This window comes from Sarcina sp. DSM 11001 (assembly GCF_900101015.1).
Taxonomy (GTDB): Bacteria; Bacillota; Clostridia; order Lachnospirales; family Lachnospiraceae; genus CAG-791.
This window is the reverse complement of sequence record NZ_FNFZ01000003.1, coordinates 148,030-165,520: the sequence shown is the minus strand read 5'-3', so window position 1 is coordinate 165,520 and position 17,491 is coordinate 148,030. Positions and strand designations below refer to the sequence as shown.

At 46.8% G+C, this 17,491-nt stretch carries 12 protein-coding genes; 8 read left to right on the top strand and 4 right to left on the bottom strand.

Annotation, left to right across the window (positions count from 1 at the left end; translation table 11 throughout):
• Positions 1-27: 27 nt before the first annotated feature.
• Positions 28-1,299 (bottom strand): STAS domain-containing protein, encoded by a 1,272-nt coding sequence (locus BLT02_RS02480; protein ID WP_092991280.1) that lies wholly within the window; start codon positions 1,297-1,299, stop codon positions 28-30.
• 260 nt (positions 1,300-1,559) lie between these two features.
• Between BLT02_RS02480 and BLT02_RS02475 the strand changes: the two genes are divergently transcribed.
• The 8 genes from BLT02_RS02475 to BLT02_RS02435 all read left to right on the top strand — a co-directional run bounded on the left by BLT02_RS02475 (position 1,560) and on the right by BLT02_RS02435 (position 14,520).
• Positions 1,560-2,684 (top strand): DHH family phosphoesterase, encoded by a 1,125-nt coding sequence (locus BLT02_RS02475; protein ID WP_092991279.1) that lies wholly within the window; start codon positions 1,560-1,562, stop codon positions 2,682-2,684.
• 261 nt (positions 2,685-2,945) lie between these two features.
• The gene (locus tag BLT02_RS02470) at positions 2,946-4,547 is read left to right on the top strand and encodes a redoxin domain-containing protein (RefSeq protein ID WP_092991278.1); all 1,602 of its coding nucleotides are present in this window, start codon (positions 2,946-2,948) and stop codon (positions 4,545-4,547) included.
• A 21-nt stretch (positions 4,548-4,568) separates the two neighbouring features.
• Complete coding sequence (locus BLT02_RS02465; RefSeq protein WP_092991277.1) at positions 4,569-6,056, top strand: TlpA disulfide reductase family protein; 1,488 nt, start codon at positions 4,569-4,571, stop codon at positions 6,054-6,056.
• Positions 6,057-6,247: 191 nt separating this feature from the next.
• Complete coding sequence (locus BLT02_RS02460) at positions 6,248-7,996, top strand: hypothetical protein (protein ID WP_092991276.1); 1,749 nt, start codon at positions 6,248-6,250, stop codon at positions 7,994-7,996.
• A 612-nt stretch (positions 7,997-8,608) separates the two neighbouring features.
• Complete coding sequence (locus tag BLT02_RS02450) at positions 8,609-9,442, top strand: LysR family transcriptional regulator (protein WP_092991274.1); 834 nt, start codon at positions 8,609-8,611, stop codon at positions 9,440-9,442.
• Positions 9,443-9,562: 120 nt separating this feature from the next.
• The gene (locus BLT02_RS02445) at positions 9,563-11,020 is read left to right on the top strand and encodes an AAA family ATPase (RefSeq protein WP_175453652.1); all 1,458 of its coding nucleotides are present in this window, start codon (positions 9,563-9,565) and stop codon (positions 11,018-11,020) included.
• Positions 11,021-11,894: 874 nt separating this feature from the next.
• Entirely contained in the window at positions 11,895-12,935 is a 1,041-nt protein-coding gene (locus BLT02_RS02440; protein WP_092991272.1) for a Fic family protein, read from the top strand.
• A gap of 364 nt (positions 12,936-13,299) precedes the next feature.
• A complete protein-coding gene (locus BLT02_RS02435) occupies positions 13,300-14,520 on the top strand; it encodes an ATP-binding protein (protein ID WP_092991271.1) in 1,221 nt (406 codons plus the stop codon).
• A 729-nt stretch (positions 14,521-15,249) separates the two neighbouring features.
• Here BLT02_RS02435 and BLT02_RS02430 read toward each other — a convergent pair.
• The 3 genes from BLT02_RS02430 to BLT02_RS02425 form a co-directional block, all read right to left on the bottom strand.
• Positions 15,250-15,765, bottom strand: coding sequence for an RloB family protein (locus BLT02_RS02430; RefSeq protein WP_347474872.1), 516 nt, complete (start codon positions 15,763-15,765; stop codon positions 15,250-15,252).
• Positions 15,766-15,829: 64 nt separating this feature from the next.
• Positions 15,830-15,970, bottom strand: coding sequence for a hypothetical protein (locus tag BLT02_RS18175; RefSeq protein ID WP_347474863.1), 141 nt, complete (start codon positions 15,968-15,970; stop codon positions 15,830-15,832).
• Between the two features lie 2 nt (positions 15,971-15,972).
• On the bottom strand, positions 15,973-17,175 hold the full coding sequence (locus BLT02_RS02425) for an AAA family ATPase (RefSeq protein ID WP_092991270.1): 1,203 nt from the start codon (positions 17,173-17,175) through the stop codon (positions 15,973-15,975).
• Between the last annotated feature and the right edge of the window lie 316 nt (positions 17,176-17,491).

The window sequence follows — 17,491 nt, the reverse complement described above, 5'->3', positions numbered from 1 at the left end:
AACAAACGGCGAAGCCTTATCAGCAGATCAGTGGAAAAAGGAATCGAAGCCCGTCTGCTCTATGATTTCCGCCACGACCTCGTTCTCACCGTGAAGCGAAACCCCGTCCTTGCAGGCCTTGTGCATGATTAGCAGCACGCGCAGGCCGGCGGAAGAGATATAGTCGAGGCGGCGGCAATCCACATCCACGGCCTCTATCGCCTGCTCTGCATTTATCTTTTCAAAGAAGGACAGCAGGCTCGGCGCGGTGATCGTATCGAGCCGTCCCATCAGCGCAAGAGACAGGGTGCCCGACTGAATGGAAGCGTCGAAATGAAATCTATTCTCTTCAGCGATCGGAAGTTCCACATCCTTCTCACTTAGGGTGATTTTCCAGAAAGCACAGTGCTTCATGCCCTCAAGCACCGCAGCAGCCTGTTCCGCGCTGACCCTGTCCAGGGAATTCAGTTTCGGCATGTTTTCACCGACATTGACACGCTCGGCTTTCAAACCGTGCTTTGCAAGAAAAGCCATGGCGTTCTGGATGCTGCCTGCCATATCCGCCGGAGTGGCGATCAGTGAGTTTTTACCGATCTCCACGTCCGACTTGTCCTTCGTCTGCTGCACTGAGTTCTTCATGATCTCCATGAAGCGATCACCCACCAGAGCGCGCATGACAAGGACATACTGAAGGGCACTTTCCACGTCCGCAATGTACCAACAGCCGCCCTTCTTCTCCAATATGCGGCAGATATTGTCGCACAGCGCCCCGGCTTCCGAATCGGTAAAGTACATCAGCAGCCCCTCCGTAGTGATGCAGACAGGTCCGTCGATGTCCTCCAGCGCCTTTTCCAGAGAGGAATAGTTGGTGGCGTCTACCTCATGGTAGTGGACGAACTCTCTTTGTTCCGGCGGGATCAGCGCACTGATCCTGTCCGATATTTCCCGAATGACCACCGGAAGATCCAGACCGTAATAGGGCAGGCCCTTCCTTGCGAATTCAATCGCCCTCGGTGTATAGCCGCAGGGTATGTCCACCGGAGTAAAACCGGATTCCTCCACCAGACGAGTCATTGTGCTGTAACGGGTTTCCAGCATGATCGTGCCGCCCAAAACCTGCTCCGGCGAAGCCTTGGTGTTGGTGCTGTTCTGTGTCGCTTCCAGTGTAAGACCCATGCTTTTCGCCAGGACCGCCGCGTCCGCGCTGCCGTTTGCGGCTAACTGAAACAGCGTCATTTTGGCCGTATTGAACACAGGATTCACTTTTTCAAGAAGCGAATAATCAACATCGGTTTTATCCCAATTCCAAGTGTTTTCCATAAAAATCTCTCCTCAAGGTCCTGATTATACATATTGCAGACTGCGCCGAAGCAGTCTGCTTTAGCTCCGGATTGAAATCTGAATCATTATACGCGGGAAACAGATAAAAAAGCAATGGTTTATTCTTCATCGCGCAATACCCGTGTCTTCAGACGTGGGATAAACGCGTAGAAAGGGAAATTTGCGCTGGAAACAGAAAGACTGATTTTGCGTCGCCGGGAGGAAAGTGACGCGGAGAACTGACACAGGAGTGAATTAAAATGGGTAAAAAGAGAAATCTATGGAAATTGATAGCGCTGGTTATCGTGATTGCTGTGATCGGCGCTGCCGGGATTCTGATCGGCAGAAATGTAACGGCTTCGCAATATCTGGCAGAGCAGGAGCTGAATTATCGGCTCAATCGAAGTGAGCTTGATGGGCTTGGTGAGATTGAGGGAACGATTTATGTGACAGGACATAAGAGCCCGGATTCCGATACGGTTGGCAGTTCTATTGCATATGCATCACTGCTCCGGGCACTGGGTTATGACGCACGCCCGGTTGTCCTTGGGGACATCAACCACGAAACCAGATATATTCTGGAAACAGGCGGACTGGAAACTCCGATGCTGCTGGACGATGCTTCCGGCTGCAATATGGTCCTGGTCGATCACAGCGAATATTCACAATCGGCAGAAGGACTGCGGGACGCAAATGTGATCACCATTATTGATCATCACGGAGATGGAAGCATTACAACGGGCAACAGGCTTATATATGATGCCCGGCCGCTTGGATCGACAGCAGCGATCATCTGGATCCGCTATCGCAATTATGGAATTGAGCCGGATCCGAAGACCGCCTATGCCATGGCTTGCTCGATATTGTCAGACACTAAGAATCTTCAATCTGAGACAACAACCTTTGCTGACCGCGAAGCGCTGAAAGCTCTATCCCTTTTGGCCGGGATCAACGATACAGATGCCCTGTATCAGGAAATGTATCTGGCGTCAATTTCATATGACGGCATGACGGACGAGGAGATCTTTTTCAATGACTATAAGGAGTATGAAAGAGGCGGAAAAAAGTTTGGAATCGGGTGTATGAATGCTTATGACGAAGCCGGCGCGAAAAATCTGGTTGAACGGATGACGAATGTCTTCTCTTCTGTTGATGCGCCGAATGGCATGGATATGTCTTTTGCGCAGATCACTATTTTCCATGACGATATTTCAATCACTTATCTTGTGCCCTCCAATGAGGCGGCTGACGAGGTGCTCGAAGCTGCATTTGGAGATGATGCTGTTTATGACGGAGTATCTTACAGGCTTGAACCCGGTATCTCCAGGAAGCAGGTGCTGGTTCCGGCGATAACAGATATTATGGAGGCTTATCCGAAAGAGTGATACAGATCCTTATTTGCGAATTGTTGTTTATGAGGTGCGGTCTGCCCTTTGGCACGCGTTAAGCACCGACCAGGTCTTTCATGGGGGAGGCAGGCACTTCTTTTCTTGTATAGCATTGCTTAAACAGGTGGTATAATAACTTAAACGTTTTTCCATACCCAATTGTACCTGATTCAATGAAGCAGAATTCAATGAAGCAGTACAACCGGGAGAGAAGACTTAAGAAATCATGACATTTCGAATAAGGAGGAGACGATAATTATGAAGAAGTATATTTCTATTTTATTGGCTGCCGTTCTCTGCTCTTCAATTCTTGCGGGATGCGGCGGTTCTGGCAGCTCCGGCCAGAAGCCGGCGGCAGAGACCCAGGAGCAAGCGACACAGACTGAGGGAACAGAGGAGGCCCGGCCTTCCGAAGATGCAGCCCAGGCTGATGTGACCAAAGAGGAGGCCCGGCCTTCCGAAGATGCAGCTCAGGCTGACGTGACCAAGGATGAGGCCCGGCCTTCCGAAGATACGGCCCAGGATAGTACGCAGGCAGCTGCTGACGATACCGTAAGCTCCGGTGATTATCTGGTCTTCGTCAAAGACGCGGAGACAATGGCCCCGATCCCGGATGCCAGAGTGCAGTTCTGTTCCGATTCCCTGTGCCAGATGGGCAAGACGGATGAGAGCGGATTGGCCTCGTTCCATTCAGAAGATCCCGGAACATATACAGTACACATGATGAAGGCTCCCGACGGCTACGTGAAAAGCGAGGAGGAGGTAACACTCGACAAAGACAACTGCTCGGCAGTCTATCTTCTGGATAAAGAGGGAACAGAGTCCCAAACCGCGGAGGATTCTGTTAATACCGAAAGCACAGAGTCTGATATGGTTTTGGATCTCCCTTTAACAGGATTCACTTTTAACGCCCCGGAAGAATTCAAACATGTGTTAGGAGAGATCAGGATAAATGATGTAGGTGAAGTAAGTGTCGTCCCTGACGTAGTGGCAGGATATGTTGGATACCAGGCTAAGACTGCAGCCGAGTTTGAGGAGTATGTGAATACTATTGACATTAGCTCGGTGGATGATTTGACTGATGAAGATATAGCCAAACTGCAGGCATTCTATAAGGGTTCGCCTAATCTGGTATTTTTCCGCGTGATGGGCGTGCGCGGGGACCAGGATTTAGACGAAATCAAGAAAAAAATGTTTGATTTACCGATTTTGGTCTGTGATGAGATCGGCACCGCCGGTGATTACAAGTTTTATTATGTGATCCTGGATGATGAAAGTGAATTTGAAGAACTCCGTAATACGGATTATCCGCAGGATAAGCTTGAGGAGGCGTACAAGTTTTGGCAGGAGGCTGCGACTACAAGCAATTTCAAAGACCGGATCACGGTCAAAGAGCCTTTGTCGATTTACCCCGATGTTGAGGATGGAGCAGCTGTATCTTTTGAAACACAGGATCTGGAGGGAAATCCGGTCACTTCCCGGGAACTGCTCGCCGGCCACAAGATCACTATGATCAATATCTGGGCTACATGGTGCAGTAACTGCAAAGCAGAGATGGAAGATCTCGAAGCATTGAATAAAGAGTGGGCCGATCTGGACTGCCAGATCATCGGGATCTGCGATGACGCGAAGGATGAAGAAATGGTCCCGCTGGCCAAAAAGATTCTGGAAGAACATGGCGTGACATTCCGCAATGTCCGTTCTAACGATGTGATCTGTGATGAGCAGCTCCCGGCTGTCGGCCTGCCCACCAGTTATTTTGTGGACAGCGAAGGAAAAATCCTTTGCTCCCCGATCGTCGGCAGAAACGTGGAGCAGTATTCGGTAACTCTTCAGGAGCTGCTTTCTGAGATGGAATAGAACTGATGGGGGTTGTTAATTATGAAAAAGTATGTAGCAATCGTTGTTATGATCTGCCTGATCGCGCCGTTTCTTATGGGTTCCGGCGGAGGAGGAAAGAGCGCGGGGGCGCAGTCCAGGGCAGAAGTGCAGGCGGATCAGCAGGCTGCCGGGGAATTTCCCTCTCAGACAGACGGATACATTATTTTTGTCAAGGATGCCAATACCGAAGAGCCTTTGGCAGGAGTCAAGGTGCAGTTCTGCTCGGATACCATGTGCATGATGGGCGTGACCGACAATACCGGAGCGGCTGTATTTAACATGGATCCCGGCAATTACGAAGCGCATATCCTGAAGCAGCCGGCGGGATATCAAAAGAGCAGCGAGACCGCGAATCTGACAGCGGACGACAGGATCGCTGTCATTGGGCTCCTCAAAGAGGGCGAAGAATTAAAAGCCGTGGATGCAGCGGACGGGGCGGATGCGGCAGCAGACGAGACCAACGAAGAAAGCGCCGGACAGAAGTCTGATGGAGAATACAGAAAAACTGACTCCGAGTGGTCTTTTGACATGACAGGCTTTACGTTCAAGGTGCCGGAAAGATACAAAGAGTATAAAGGCCAGTACCATGCTGCGGACAAAGGTGAGACTGACTTCAATTCCAATATTTTCTACTCGAATCTGCTCTATCTTCCCAGGACAGACGAGGAAAGAGAAGCTATTCGGACATATTATTACGGGCTCACTGAAAGTGAAATGGAGACAGATGAAGTCAGACAGAGAGTCGATGATTACTACAAGTTCAATCTGGCAACTGCTATGATCGTCGCCATTAAAAATGATATGGATTTTGAGACGGTACTGGATGAATTCGTCGAGGACAGATCCACGATCAGCAAGACCGGACAGCTCGGGACAGCAGGCGATTACAACTATTATTATATAATCCCCGACTACTCAGACTATGATGACATGTTCAGGGAGGAAATGCCGGAAGAGATGTATGCCGAGTATCAGGATGTGATGGCGAACGCGGAGCAGGACGTGCTCAGCGGCGTAACCCTCAAAGGAGCCCACAGAGCCTTCGAAATCACTCCGGTCGGGACAAAGCTCTCCTTTGAGACCACTGACATCAACGGGAATGCGGTATCTTCCGCCGATCTCTTTGCTGGACACAAAGTGACGATGATCAATCTCTGGGCGACCTGGTGCACTTACTGCAAGCAGGAGATGCCGGAACTGGAGGAACTCAGTAAAGAACTCGCTGAGAAGGACTGCCAGATCATCGGGATCTGCACTGACCTGGATGATGAAAATGTCCAACAGGTCATTAAGATCCTCGAGGACAATGGCGTTACTTACACCAACATCAGGCAGACGGATGAGCTTGCGAAAACTCTGCTTACGGTCGGCCTGCCGACTACCTATTTCGTTGACAGCGAAGGCAGAGTACTGACCCTTCCCGTAAAAGGAGCATATTTTGATAAATACAGGGAGAGGCTCGAAGAGGCCCTGAAGGCCGTCGAATAAATCGAAGGAAACCTGCTTCAGCAGCGGCCCTTCACCTGAGCAGGTGGAGGGCTTCGTAGACAGGTTGTGTGATCAGGATTCAGAGTGGTCTGAACGGAAGGAACTGCGCCCATCGCCATATTGGCGGTGGGCGCTTTTTTCGATTATAGTATAATAGAGCGTAAGTGTGGTATGGTGGGAGGGAGAAGCTTATGAAAGGCATTTTTCATCCGGATATGTGGAATGACTGGGATACTCCATTGCCCAATGTGCAGGAGATCAGGAAATTGGATCCCGAAGAAGACAAATACTATCTTGAGTATATTATTCAGCATGCGTATGGCTCTCGTCAGAATATGCTGATGAAGAAGCTGAGGTTCAGTGAAATTCCTGAGAGGAGGGTGAATCCCAGAGAACCGGAAGATGATCAGTATGAGGAGTATTATGTCCTAAGAGAGCAGGTGGCCAGGGAGCCTGATGCGGAAATCCTCAAAGAAGCGGCCTATGAAGCGCCGACGCAAATGGCTCGCTTCGCGTTCTGCTATCTGACAAAATACTCTTACCCCGCGCCCCGGGAATATGCTTTCAGTTACCGCACTTACAAATGCGGCTGGAAGGAAGGGATGACGACGGAGGATGTCATAGATTTCTGCCGGGAGATGATTGCCGTGGAGGGGCCGTTTGCCGAGGAGGCGAAGGAGTGCCTTGCAGATCCTCCAGGGGATCACAACGATTCCGACGGAAATCGAATGGTATCTCATGAGCGGGCGGTGAGTGAGCCGACCTATGTCCGCAAACAAAGGCTGACTCCCTTTCGAAAATCGGAGGAATACGATCAGAGCCGGGCAGAGGTCCTGCGGCTGGAAGAGCAAGGCCATGAGGCGCTTGCAGCCGGCGACAAGGAAAAAGCTGCCTTGCTGTTTATGGAGATGAGCCGGAAGTCAGAGCAGCTGGGAAAGTATACGCAGAGATGGGAAGCGTTTGATGACTATGCGCGGAGCTGCATCGCTGCGGCGGAAACGACCGGTTTTTCTTCTGAAGCGGAAAAGGCGGCGGTGATCCTCAGGAAACTGATCAGGGAGTGCACGGACAGCCCGGAAGAAAAGGTTTACAGGGAACATCTGAAAAAGGCGGAAGAGACTTATTGGGAGACCGTGAAAGAAACTGCGGTGGAACCCGGTTTTGAGAAAGAAGAGAGACCGATCGTGTTTTATCATTCTTTTGACCCGAAGGATGCGGAGGTGATCTGCGGGCTTATTGAGGAAGGGTTCCGGACAAGAGGCGGAAAGCGCAAAATAGAGTTCAGGCGGCAGGAGGATACGAGATTAGAGGATATCGAATTAAATCTCATACTTCCGAATGGAGCCGTCGACGGCGAAATCATATTAAGGTCGAAAAGGGCGTACGAAGACAGGCGGCCTGAGATGGGTGATCTCTGCTGCTGCGGCCTGCCGACAATGCTCGAGCTGTATTATAATACGGGCAATATCCGGGCGGTCTCTCCGTTTATTGATACGGATAATGTGTCTCCGGAGTTCCTGAAACAAGGAACGGTCAAAGGAGAGGTTTGCGGGGTGCCGGTTTTGGTGTTTGCTGCCGGGGCAGCGAGTGGTGGCTCCGCGGGAGACTCCGTGGGAGACTCTGTGGGAGACGAAACTGCTGTGGCAGCGGGTGATCCGCCCGGGTGGACGTCGGATATAATGCTTAACTGGGCAGGCACTCCGCTTGGCACAGAGGTGAGTGCTGTACATAGCTGGGCGGTTTTGGAGGCGGCAGGACTTAAGACATATTTCATTTTTTTGAACAATAATAATTATGGGCTGAAATGGCTCGACTGCCTCGATCTGCAGAAGTTAATGACGGATAGCGATTTCATTAATGATGTCTGTATGGCCTGCAATGCGGGGGGCGAATCACCCCATGTCTTTCCGGCGGACAGTAGGGTCTGGATGAGAAGATAAGAAGACTCAAATTACACATGGCCCGGGGGCAGAACAAGTGCAGATATAACGATAACGATATAGTGAGTGGTGCGGTTCTATACAGAACCGCCTTTTTATGTTGTCCGAAAATAAGCCAGGATAGGCAACTTTCGGAATGCCAGGTACATGAGGAGAGAGCAGAAAATATGCACTTCGATATCTGGGCCTTAAAGGCACAGAAGATGCCGTGGAAGCCATGTTTGGAGACAACTGGAAGTTATGTATCACTTTAACGAGGTTTAAACTATACAGTATATCAGCAGTGATACCAATGTGTGGATTGATTTTGTCACAATTCAAAAAACGGAGATTCCTTTTCGACTTCCGTATACTTACATTATGAGCAAAGATGCAGTTGAAGATGAATTGCTATTGTTTTATGCTAGGGGAATGTATTATAGGCGAAATCCGCGAAAAGGTTTCTCGTGAAATTGGGTGAGAAAATATCGCAATTCCGGAGATTGTTCAGAAGAGTGTCTACGCTAAGATGGCCAGGGAATAAATGTATATGTAATTGATAAGGTCGATGGCGACCATTATGTGGTTGATATCTCCGATAAGGCTATATGAAAATGAATTCAGGTGAGAGGTATGAATATAACACAACTGAAATATGTACTTGAAATAGCCGGATCTTCTTCCATGCGTGAAGCGGCTTCAAAACTTTATGTAACTCAGCCGGCTTTGTCAGCCAGTATTCGTGAACTGGAGGAAGAACTGGGCATACTGATATTTGAAAGAACGAACAAAGGAATATCTTTGACAGGGGCAGGCAGGGAATTCCTGGTATATGTGAAGAAGGCGGTTGGTCAGTATGAGATTCTTGAGGACAGGTATCTGTCGAAGGATATGGATAAAGAACATTTTTCTGTTTCCACACAGCATTATAACTTTGCCATCAAAGCTTTTACGGAAGTGATAAAACAATTAAATCCGGATAAATACGTCTTTTCGATCCATGAGACAAAGACAAGGGAAGTGCTTGAGGATGTTCGTAACCTGAAGAGTGAGGTCGGGATCGTGTCTTTTTCCGGAACCACAGAAGCAGTGATTATAAAATTGTTCCGGGAATATCAACTGGAATTTACTCCTTTGATGAGAAAGGAAGCAGCTATAAAGAAAGACCGGGAAGACGGGATCCGCTTTTCCGGCGGTCAGATCACAGTCACTGAACTTGCGGAGCGCTATATCGATCTGAAACAGGGAGTTCGTTACAATACAAAGGTCGGATATCGGTATGTTCTGAACTTGCTTAAAAAGGAAGAATTTTCCGGACTTTCGGTAGAATCTGGCTGGATGACCGGGACACTTTTGGGACAATTGAAGATTGTGATATGGCTCAGAACAGCCGGTGCAGGCTCCACAGCAGTGAGCTGCACCGGTTTTTATGATTGGTATATAACTTTCGGCAAAAGCATATTTTAAATGGTTCGCCGAAAAATATAATTTTATCCAACATTGACGAGGCTCTGGATTAACTATATAATTTTCGGTGAAAGCAGTGAATAATGCGTTGACCGAAAAATATAAAATATGGAGATTGTCATGATAATAGGCAGGAAGAAGGAACAGAAGAAGCTCAGGGAACTGTATGACAGCGGACGGGCGGAATTTGTTGCGGTATATGGGCGAAGAAGAGTAGGAAAGACGTATCTTATTGATGAAGTTTTTTATGGTGATATTACGTTCAGACATGCCGGTTTGTCTCCGGTCGGCACAGACGAAGGCGGCGTTAAAAAGAATCGTATGAGAGAGCAGCTTGCTCATTTTCACCAGTCACTCATGATGCAGGGAATGAAGAAATGCGATCCACCGAAATCCTGGCTGGAAGCATTTTATATGCTGGAGAGTTTTCTGACTGAAAAAGATGTCACTAATAGACGACTTCTGGTTTTCCTCGATGAAATTCAGTGGATGGACACACCCAAAGCAGGTTTTATAACAGGACTTGAGGCATTCTGGAACAGTTGGGCATGCCACAGGCATAATATAATGCTTATTACGTGCGGAAGTTCCACCTCATGGGTTCTCGACAAACTGGTAAACAATTACGGGGGCCTTTATGGCAGGCTCACATATGAGATAGATCTTCAGCCATTTAATCTGTATGAGTGTGAGCAGTTTTTCCTGTCAAAAGGATTTTCGCTATCCCGCTATGACATCGCTTATGCTTATATGATGGCAGGAGGTATTCCATTCTATCTGAATTTTTTTGACAAAGCTTTAAGCGTTACACAGAATATACAGGCTCTCTTTTTTGACAGAGGCGCCCCTTTGAAAGATGAATTTGAACGTTTGTTTTACTCCCTTTTTACAAATCCGGAGGTGATGAAGTCAATTGTAATTGCCCTGAATTCGAAAAACAGGGGATTGACGAGAAAGGAGCTGCTGAGCAAAACCGGCATTACAGACAGCGGTTCACTCAGCAGGCAGCTTAAAGCGCTGGAATCCGGAGCCTTCATAATGAAATATGATTCTTTCGGGAATGGTAAACGGGACAGCTATTATAAACTTACAGATCCCTTTTGTATTTTTTACTTAAGATTTGTAAGTGACAAATCTTCAAGAAAAAAGAAAGAATGGATTGGTGCTGCAAATACGCAGGCTGTAGTGAGCTGGAATGGCCTGGCGTATGAAAATCTGTGTTTCAACCATATCAAGCAGATCAAAGCTGCTCTCGGGATCAGTGGAGTCAGTACGGAAGAATCACTTTGGTCCAAAAAGGGTACAGAAGATGCAGAGGGAGCACAGATTGACCTCATTATTGAAAGAAAAGATAATGTGGTAAACATGTGTGAAATTAAATTCTATAACGATGAGTTTACTGCGGACAAGGACTGTCATTTTGCGCTTATGCGAAGAGAGCGTCTTCTTCGGGAAATCCTTCCAAAGAAGGCTTCGATTCACAATACGCTTATTACAACATTTGGTTTACGACATGTGGAGTATTTTGGCGATTTTATCAACACAATAACACTGGATGAGCTGTTTCAAAATATGTAAAGTTCGGGGATGTAATGAAGAAAATCAGAATTTTATTCTTCATCGCGCAATACCCGTGACTTCAGTCGTGGGATACGCGCGCAAAAGGGAAACTCGCTTCATCGTGGGTACAATCCCGCGATGAAGAATAAACGCTCCGCGAGGATGCGCACGGATGCGGTTCGGAAGATGTTGACATGTCTTTGAAAAACAAGACATGTCAACCCGCATCCGGCGCGCAAGACTCGCGAGCGAGTCTTGAATTATCTGCCACCGGATGAAATATGTCCGGTTCAATTTGCTTGCCGCTGTTCTGCTTGCTGCTGTGACAATGCTGCTTTCTGTAATTACGCAGAATCAACTGGCAACCATCTGCGGATTAATGGGATATCTCCTGATCGATCTGTTTGCGGAGTTCCCGGATCGATACAGCTTATTACAAAAGATATGACTTCTCAGGCCGAATGCGATCCTGATGAATTCCGGTTTTTCCAATTACCGGCTGATTCATCTCGCAGGCAGACGGTTCCTGAATTATCAGGCAGCCCCTGTCTTATATGCTATGATCGTGATAGCGGCGCTGTTGATTGGCCTGCGGAAATATAAGAGACTGCAGGCTTATTGAGGAACGGTTCCGGGCAAGAGGCGGGAAGCGAAAAATAGAGTTCAGGCGGCAGGAGGATACGAGATTAGAGGACATCGAATCAGGTCTCATACTCCCGAATGGAGCCGGCGACGGCGAAATCATATTAAGATCGAAAAAGGCGTACGAAGACAGGCGGCCTGAGATGGGTGACAGAGAAAAAGCTCTGAATGGAAACCTGCCAGTGTGATGATAGGGCTCGATTTACTTACTAAAATTTGTTAATATATAGTAAGTAAATGGGGAGGAAGTATGAGAACTTTCGATTACAGCTTTTTGAAAAATCAGATACCGGGCCAAATCGTCAGTATTTCCAATGTTATTTCTGATCTGAACGCAAAGGAAACCCTGCGCAGAAAACAGAATCCTAAGGCATTTGATGCGCTGAAACAAAGAGCGATCGTTGAATCTGTAAAGGGGAGTAATGCGATTGAGGGAATTGTGACAACAGATGACCGCATTTTAGATCTGGTGAAAGGTGCCGTCCCTGTTTCTCATGATGAGAAGGAGATTTCCGGGTATAAAGACGCGCTTTCCCTGATTCACGATGAGTACAGGACAATGGATCTTACTGAAGACTTTCTTTTACAGATGCACAGGATGATAACGGGTGCTGTTTCTGTGGAGGAAGCAGGAAAGTTTAAAAAGAATAATAACCTGATTATGGAATATACTCCCGATGGAAAGCGGCGGGTGAGATTCAGACCGGTAGAAGCAGCAGAAACACCTGACGCGATTGAACAGCTTATTCTGGCTTACATAGATGCCAGGCAGGATGGTGATATCCCGATTTTGCTTGTGATTCCATGTCTTGTTCTGGATTTTTTGTGCATTCATCCCTTTTCGGATGGAAACGGCAGGGTGTCCAGACTGCTCACAATCTTTCTTCTGTATAAGCATGGCTACGATATCGGCAGGTATATTTCCATAGAACAGCAGATTAACAGGTACAGGGAAGCGTATTACGAAGCGCTGGAGAAGTCGTCGCTGAACTGGCACAGCAATGAAAATGACTACACCCCTTTTATGATCAATTTCATGCAGATTCTGTACCGCTGCTACAAGGAACTGGATGACCGCTTTATCGATGGTGCATTGCATAAAGCAAAAAAATCAGAAAGAGTAAGAGCTGTTGTGCTAAATTCCCTGGTGCCGATCTCAAAGCAGGAAATAGCAGAGAAAGTCCCTGATATCAGTGTAAGAACAGTGGAGCTGGTGCTTGGACAGCTTCAGAAAAAAGGGGAGATAAAAAAGATAGGCAGCTTTCGGGATGCCAGGTACATGAGGATATGATTTATGATAAAGATACTGTTTGTTTGCCACGGCAGGGTATTCCTTTTTGCCTGAGTCCCTTGTATTTACTGGACTTCCGGGGAATCCGGGCAGGAAGTTGGGACACTTTTGGGACCGTTGAAGATTGTGATATAGCTCGGAACAGCCGGTGCAGGCTCCTTCCACACCAACGAAGGCGATATGCACTGGCTTTTTTGTGTAGAAGGAAATGCTTTTCATTCTCGATAGAAATGGGTTAAACATGGATTATAGAACAATCATAGAATTGTCCCCGGATTGAGGACGATTCTGCCGTATCAAAACGTAAAACTATTGAAATTTTGAAGTTTTGCGTTTATATTATAGGCGGTGAGGTGATTGGAAGATGTATATCAGAAGAGATCAACTTTTAAACAAGCTTGTCCGATATCAAAAAAAGGACATTGTGAAGGTGATTACCGGTATCCGCAGATGCGGAAAGTCTGTACTTTTGAATGAATTATTTTATGACTGCCTTTTGTCCGAGGGTGTTCCTTCGGATCATATTATCAAAGTGTCGCTTGATCTGAAGAAATGGGAGTCGCTGCGGGACGGAGATATGCTTTATCATTATATAGCCGGGGCTATTCATGATGACGAGCTATACTATGTGTTTCTGGACGAGATCCAGCTTGTAGATGGGTTTGAGGAAGTAGTCAATTCGATCAAGGCGGAATTCAATACGGATGTATATATTACCGGTTCCAATTCCAGGCTGCTGTCTCACGATATCAATACAATCTTTCGCGGACGTGGTATTGAAATAAAGGTTTTCCCGTTGTCGTTTGCCGAATTTCTTGCGTACAGGCAGATCGACAAAACGGATGCATTTTATGAGTATGTGCAGTTCGGCGGGCTGCCCTATGCTGTCCGGGAAACGGAAGAACAGGAAAAACGAGCCTATCTGGATATGATGGTAAACACGGTGGTCACCAGGAATATGATAGATCGCTATGATATCCGTAATGAGGCGTTGTTTATTGCATTAATAGAGCACCTCTGTTCATCGATCGGCGCATATGTTTCCACAAATAAAATCACAAACACGCTGAAAAGCAATGGTTTTAAGTCGGTGGATAATGAAACTATCAGCAGATATCTAAGCCATATTTGTGATGCTTTTCTCTTTTATCGTGTAAACCGATATGATATTAAGGGGAAGGAGTATTTGAAGACTCAGAATAAGTATTATGCTGCTGATATGGGGCTTCGTAATGCGGCAATTCATTACAGGCAGATCGAGATCACGCATATTATTGAAAATCTCGTATATCTGGAGCTGCTTCGTCGGGACTATATTGTAGATATCGGGAAAAATCGGGAAAAAGAAATTGATTTTGTCGCCAGGGAACTCGGCGGCAGGCAATATTACATCCAGGTCTCTTACACTATACAGGACGAGGCGGTGAAGGAACGGGAGATTTCAGCGTTCCACAAGCTCGATGACGGATATAAGAAGATTCTGATCACTATGGATCGAAATCCGTTGTCGAATCTTGAGAATGGATACCGGATGATGTATTTACTGGATTTTCTGCTGAATGAGAATGCCTTGGAAAAAGCGTAATTATCAAAACGCAAAACCTCAAAAACTAATAGGTTTTGCGTTTTATCAGAGAGGCTTAAACAGATATACTTTAGCTTGTCGTGGGAGCTGCAGCCACTTTTGGTGGGCAAGGCACTCCTGAAGAAGTTGATAATATTAAGGGTTTTGGAGACTTATGGAGAGAGTGATAAAAATACTGTTTGTCTGCCACGGCACTATTCTGTAAAAGCCCGGAGAGCCAGTAAAATCAAGGGTGTCAGAGAAAAAAGCAGGGATTAGTACACCACAAGTACACCAATTGAGGGCGGTTGGGAAGAACTGTTTAAGAAATGAAGGAAAGAGCCCCGGAAGTGGCCTTTGTTGTGACACACTATTTAGAAAATATTAACACTGATGCTGCGGAAACAGAAAGCAGGTACAGCTGACGGATTGCTTCTGGATTCTGAAATTGCGAAACAATTTGTCGCGTAAATTGTCCATGATTTGTTGTGAACAAGAGATCCTGGCTGCAAGTTTGTTTGTGAAAATAAAATTACGCACCAAGTTGGTGCGTAAATAGAGAGCAATACCATAGTATTGTACGTTATGTCAGGAAGACGGCTTGCAGGTACTCGAACCGACATGCAAGTATGTCGATAATCAAACTCTTTGCCTTGAAGAAAATGCAGACAGGGCAAGGAGTTTTTCTTTGGAGACACATGTCGTTTTTCATATCAGGCGTTTTTTTCCGACGGAGGGATTATCATCAGATCACAGGTATGGTTTCAGTGTTCTGATAAGATAATGAACCATCGTTCCGGGGGCAGATTTGCTGGGTGTTCTTCCGGTATTAATCTCTACCAACATCTTTGCATTCCGGATTGCATCATCCATATAAGGCCGGAGAATATCAAACATATCCGTTCGATTTTTGTAATAGATACCAAGGTTTCTTGCCTTCAGGCATTCGCTAAGCTTTGGCCAGTATTCATCCCGATGAAGATCTGATTGCAGGAACATGAAATGAAGCAGAAACCATAGCTCGATGCACTGGTTCGACCATATGGGATGATACCTGGTTTCCTCTGTGCTTTCTGCCTCACAAAGTTCAACAGTATGGTCAAAGTTCTCCGCTGGAAAATCATCTTTATCAAATACCAGCCAGACATGCTTATAAACATTGTTGCTGCGTGCTACGTCTTTCACAGCCCGGTTGAACAGGTTTACAGTGTTGTCGCCCTTTCCTGAGATATCCAGATGAATACGATCCCGATACTTGGCATCTATCGTCTCTTTGATTTTCTCAAAATATGTTGGTTCTGTTTTTGGTCTCCGCTCCGCTCCGGTCGGCTCAGAACCGATGTCCCCCGGACATCGTGAGCCCCTCGGAAACGATCAGATGATATTCCGGGGAAATCATCTGCCGGGAATCACGACGGGGCTTCATCCAGGACTTGCCCATATCGGATTTTTTAGGAGGTTTACGGCTCATCGTCACACCTCCCAGCTCAGCATATTCTTAAGATAAGGGTCAGCCCCATACCGTCCTTCCAGATACTGCTTATCATAAGCAGCCGTGTTGTTGATGGGATCGTTATTTTCCTTACGAAGCTCAGAGAGAGAATAGACTTCACTGCTGTTTTCTGAATCCAAAGCGGCGAACCAGATCTCATCCCTGCGGAAGATGCTGTTCTTCATTGTGGACATGTCATGCGAAGTGAAGAGCAGCTGTGCTCCCTTCTTATTGATCTCCGGATTCGTAAAGAGCCGGATGACATAACGAAGAAGTTTCGGATGCAGCTTGGCATCCAGTTCATCAACGATTACCAGACGCCCCTCCTTCAGGGCCATGAGGATAACAGGGAGCGCAGCGAACAGCTTCCTGGTCCCATCGGATCCGCTGGAAAACGGGAGCTCATAGAGCGTATCATGCATGGTCCTCTGCAGGTAGAATTCATTGCTCTGCTGATCAAAACGGTACCCGGTGATGCCGATTCCCATGTCATTCATCATGGTAAGGAACTGCTTCTTTGATACGTCATCATCGGAGAGAAGGATCTGCTGCTCTGCCAAAGGATTTGCATAGTCGCGGATGATGCACTCTTCAAACCAGCGAATGACTTCTACGATCACGGGGATGGAATAGTTGATCGCAAGGAAGGAGAGCAGAGGCATTTTGGAATTTACTTCAGTGTTGATATTCTTGCTTCCGAGAATTGTCCCAAGGAAAATCTCTCCATGATCCCGCTCAAAGATCCTGGCAGCCCGGCTGGCACCGAGCTTGCGGCGATAGAGCGTTTCCTCCTCTATTTCGCCGTGAAGAAGTACAATAAAGTAGCGGTATTCATATTCACCGATGCGGAAAAACAGCTGGAAACGGGAAGGATCTTCCCGGGAATCCTTGTCGAACAGATACGGGACACAGGAAACCTTCTGCTGCATGATGAAGCGGGCGTGATTCTTGCCAAGCTCATAAACTGGTTCTGTGACAAGTGAGATCACGCATCCCAGAGCTGCAAGAAGGTTGGACTTGCCTCCTCCATTCGGACCGTAGATCACACCGACCGGCAAAATATCATTTCCTTTTTCAGTCTTTATAAGGCTGTCCTTGAACTCCGAAAGAGCCGCTGCCTGGAAATCGAATGTGGTTTCATCCCGATAGGAACGGAAATTGCTGAATGAAAACTGACATAGCATGATAGTCACCTCCTTCATCTGGTTTTATTCAGTGCCCATGATAGCATGAATCCATGAGAAATTCAGCATTTAAAGCTTAAATATAAAAAATATTTTTATATTTGGTATTTAAAAATAGAATTTGGAATATTTAAAAGAAGTTTAGCTGTAGTTGACTGCTATATTCTTTGGGAGAAAGTGTCGACTACGAATCGGAAGGCTGGTTTCGGCAACGACATCCACAAAGCATTTGTCAATATCGATTCGTGACTGTTGAAGCTCTTTTGCAAATATGGAAAATTAAGTACAATTTGTCCCCAACCTGGGGACGATTTAA

Coding starts and splice junctions, on each gene's coding strand:
- BLT02_RS02480 (WP_092991280.1), bottom strand. CDS start 1,299: ATGGAAAACACTTGGAATTGGGATAAAACCGATGTTGATTATTCGCTT.
- BLT02_RS18175 (WP_347474863.1), bottom strand. CDS start 15,970: ATGAGCCGTAAACCTCCTAAAAAATCCGATATGGGCAAGTCCTGGATG.
- BLT02_RS02450 (WP_092991274.1), top strand. CDS start 8,609: ATGAATATAACACAACTGAAATATGTACTTGAAATAGCCGGATCTTCT.
- BLT02_RS02460 (WP_092991276.1), top strand. CDS start 6,248: ATGAAAGGCATTTTTCATCCGGATATGTGGAATGACTGGGATACTCCA.
- BLT02_RS02475 (WP_092991279.1), top strand. CDS start 1,560: ATGGGTAAAAAGAGAAATCTATGGAAATTGATAGCGCTGGTTATCGTG.
- BLT02_RS02435 (WP_092991271.1), top strand. CDS start 13,300: ATGTATATCAGAAGAGATCAACTTTTAAACAAGCTTGTCCGATATCAA.
- BLT02_RS02445 (WP_175453652.1), top strand. CDS start 9,563: ATGATAATAGGCAGGAAGAAGGAACAGAAGAAGCTCAGGGAACTGTAT.
- BLT02_RS02470 (WP_092991278.1), top strand. CDS start 2,946: ATGAAGAAGTATATTTCTATTTTATTGGCTGCCGTTCTCTGCTCTTCA.
- BLT02_RS02440 (WP_092991272.1), top strand. CDS start 11,895: ATGAGAACTTTCGATTACAGCTTTTTGAAAAATCAGATACCGGGCCAA.
- BLT02_RS02425 (WP_092991270.1), bottom strand. CDS start 17,175: ATGCTATGTCAGTTTTCATTCAGCAATTTCCGTTCCTATCGGGATGAA.
- BLT02_RS02465 (WP_092991277.1), top strand. CDS start 4,569: ATGAAAAAGTATGTAGCAATCGTTGTTATGATCTGCCTGATCGCGCCG.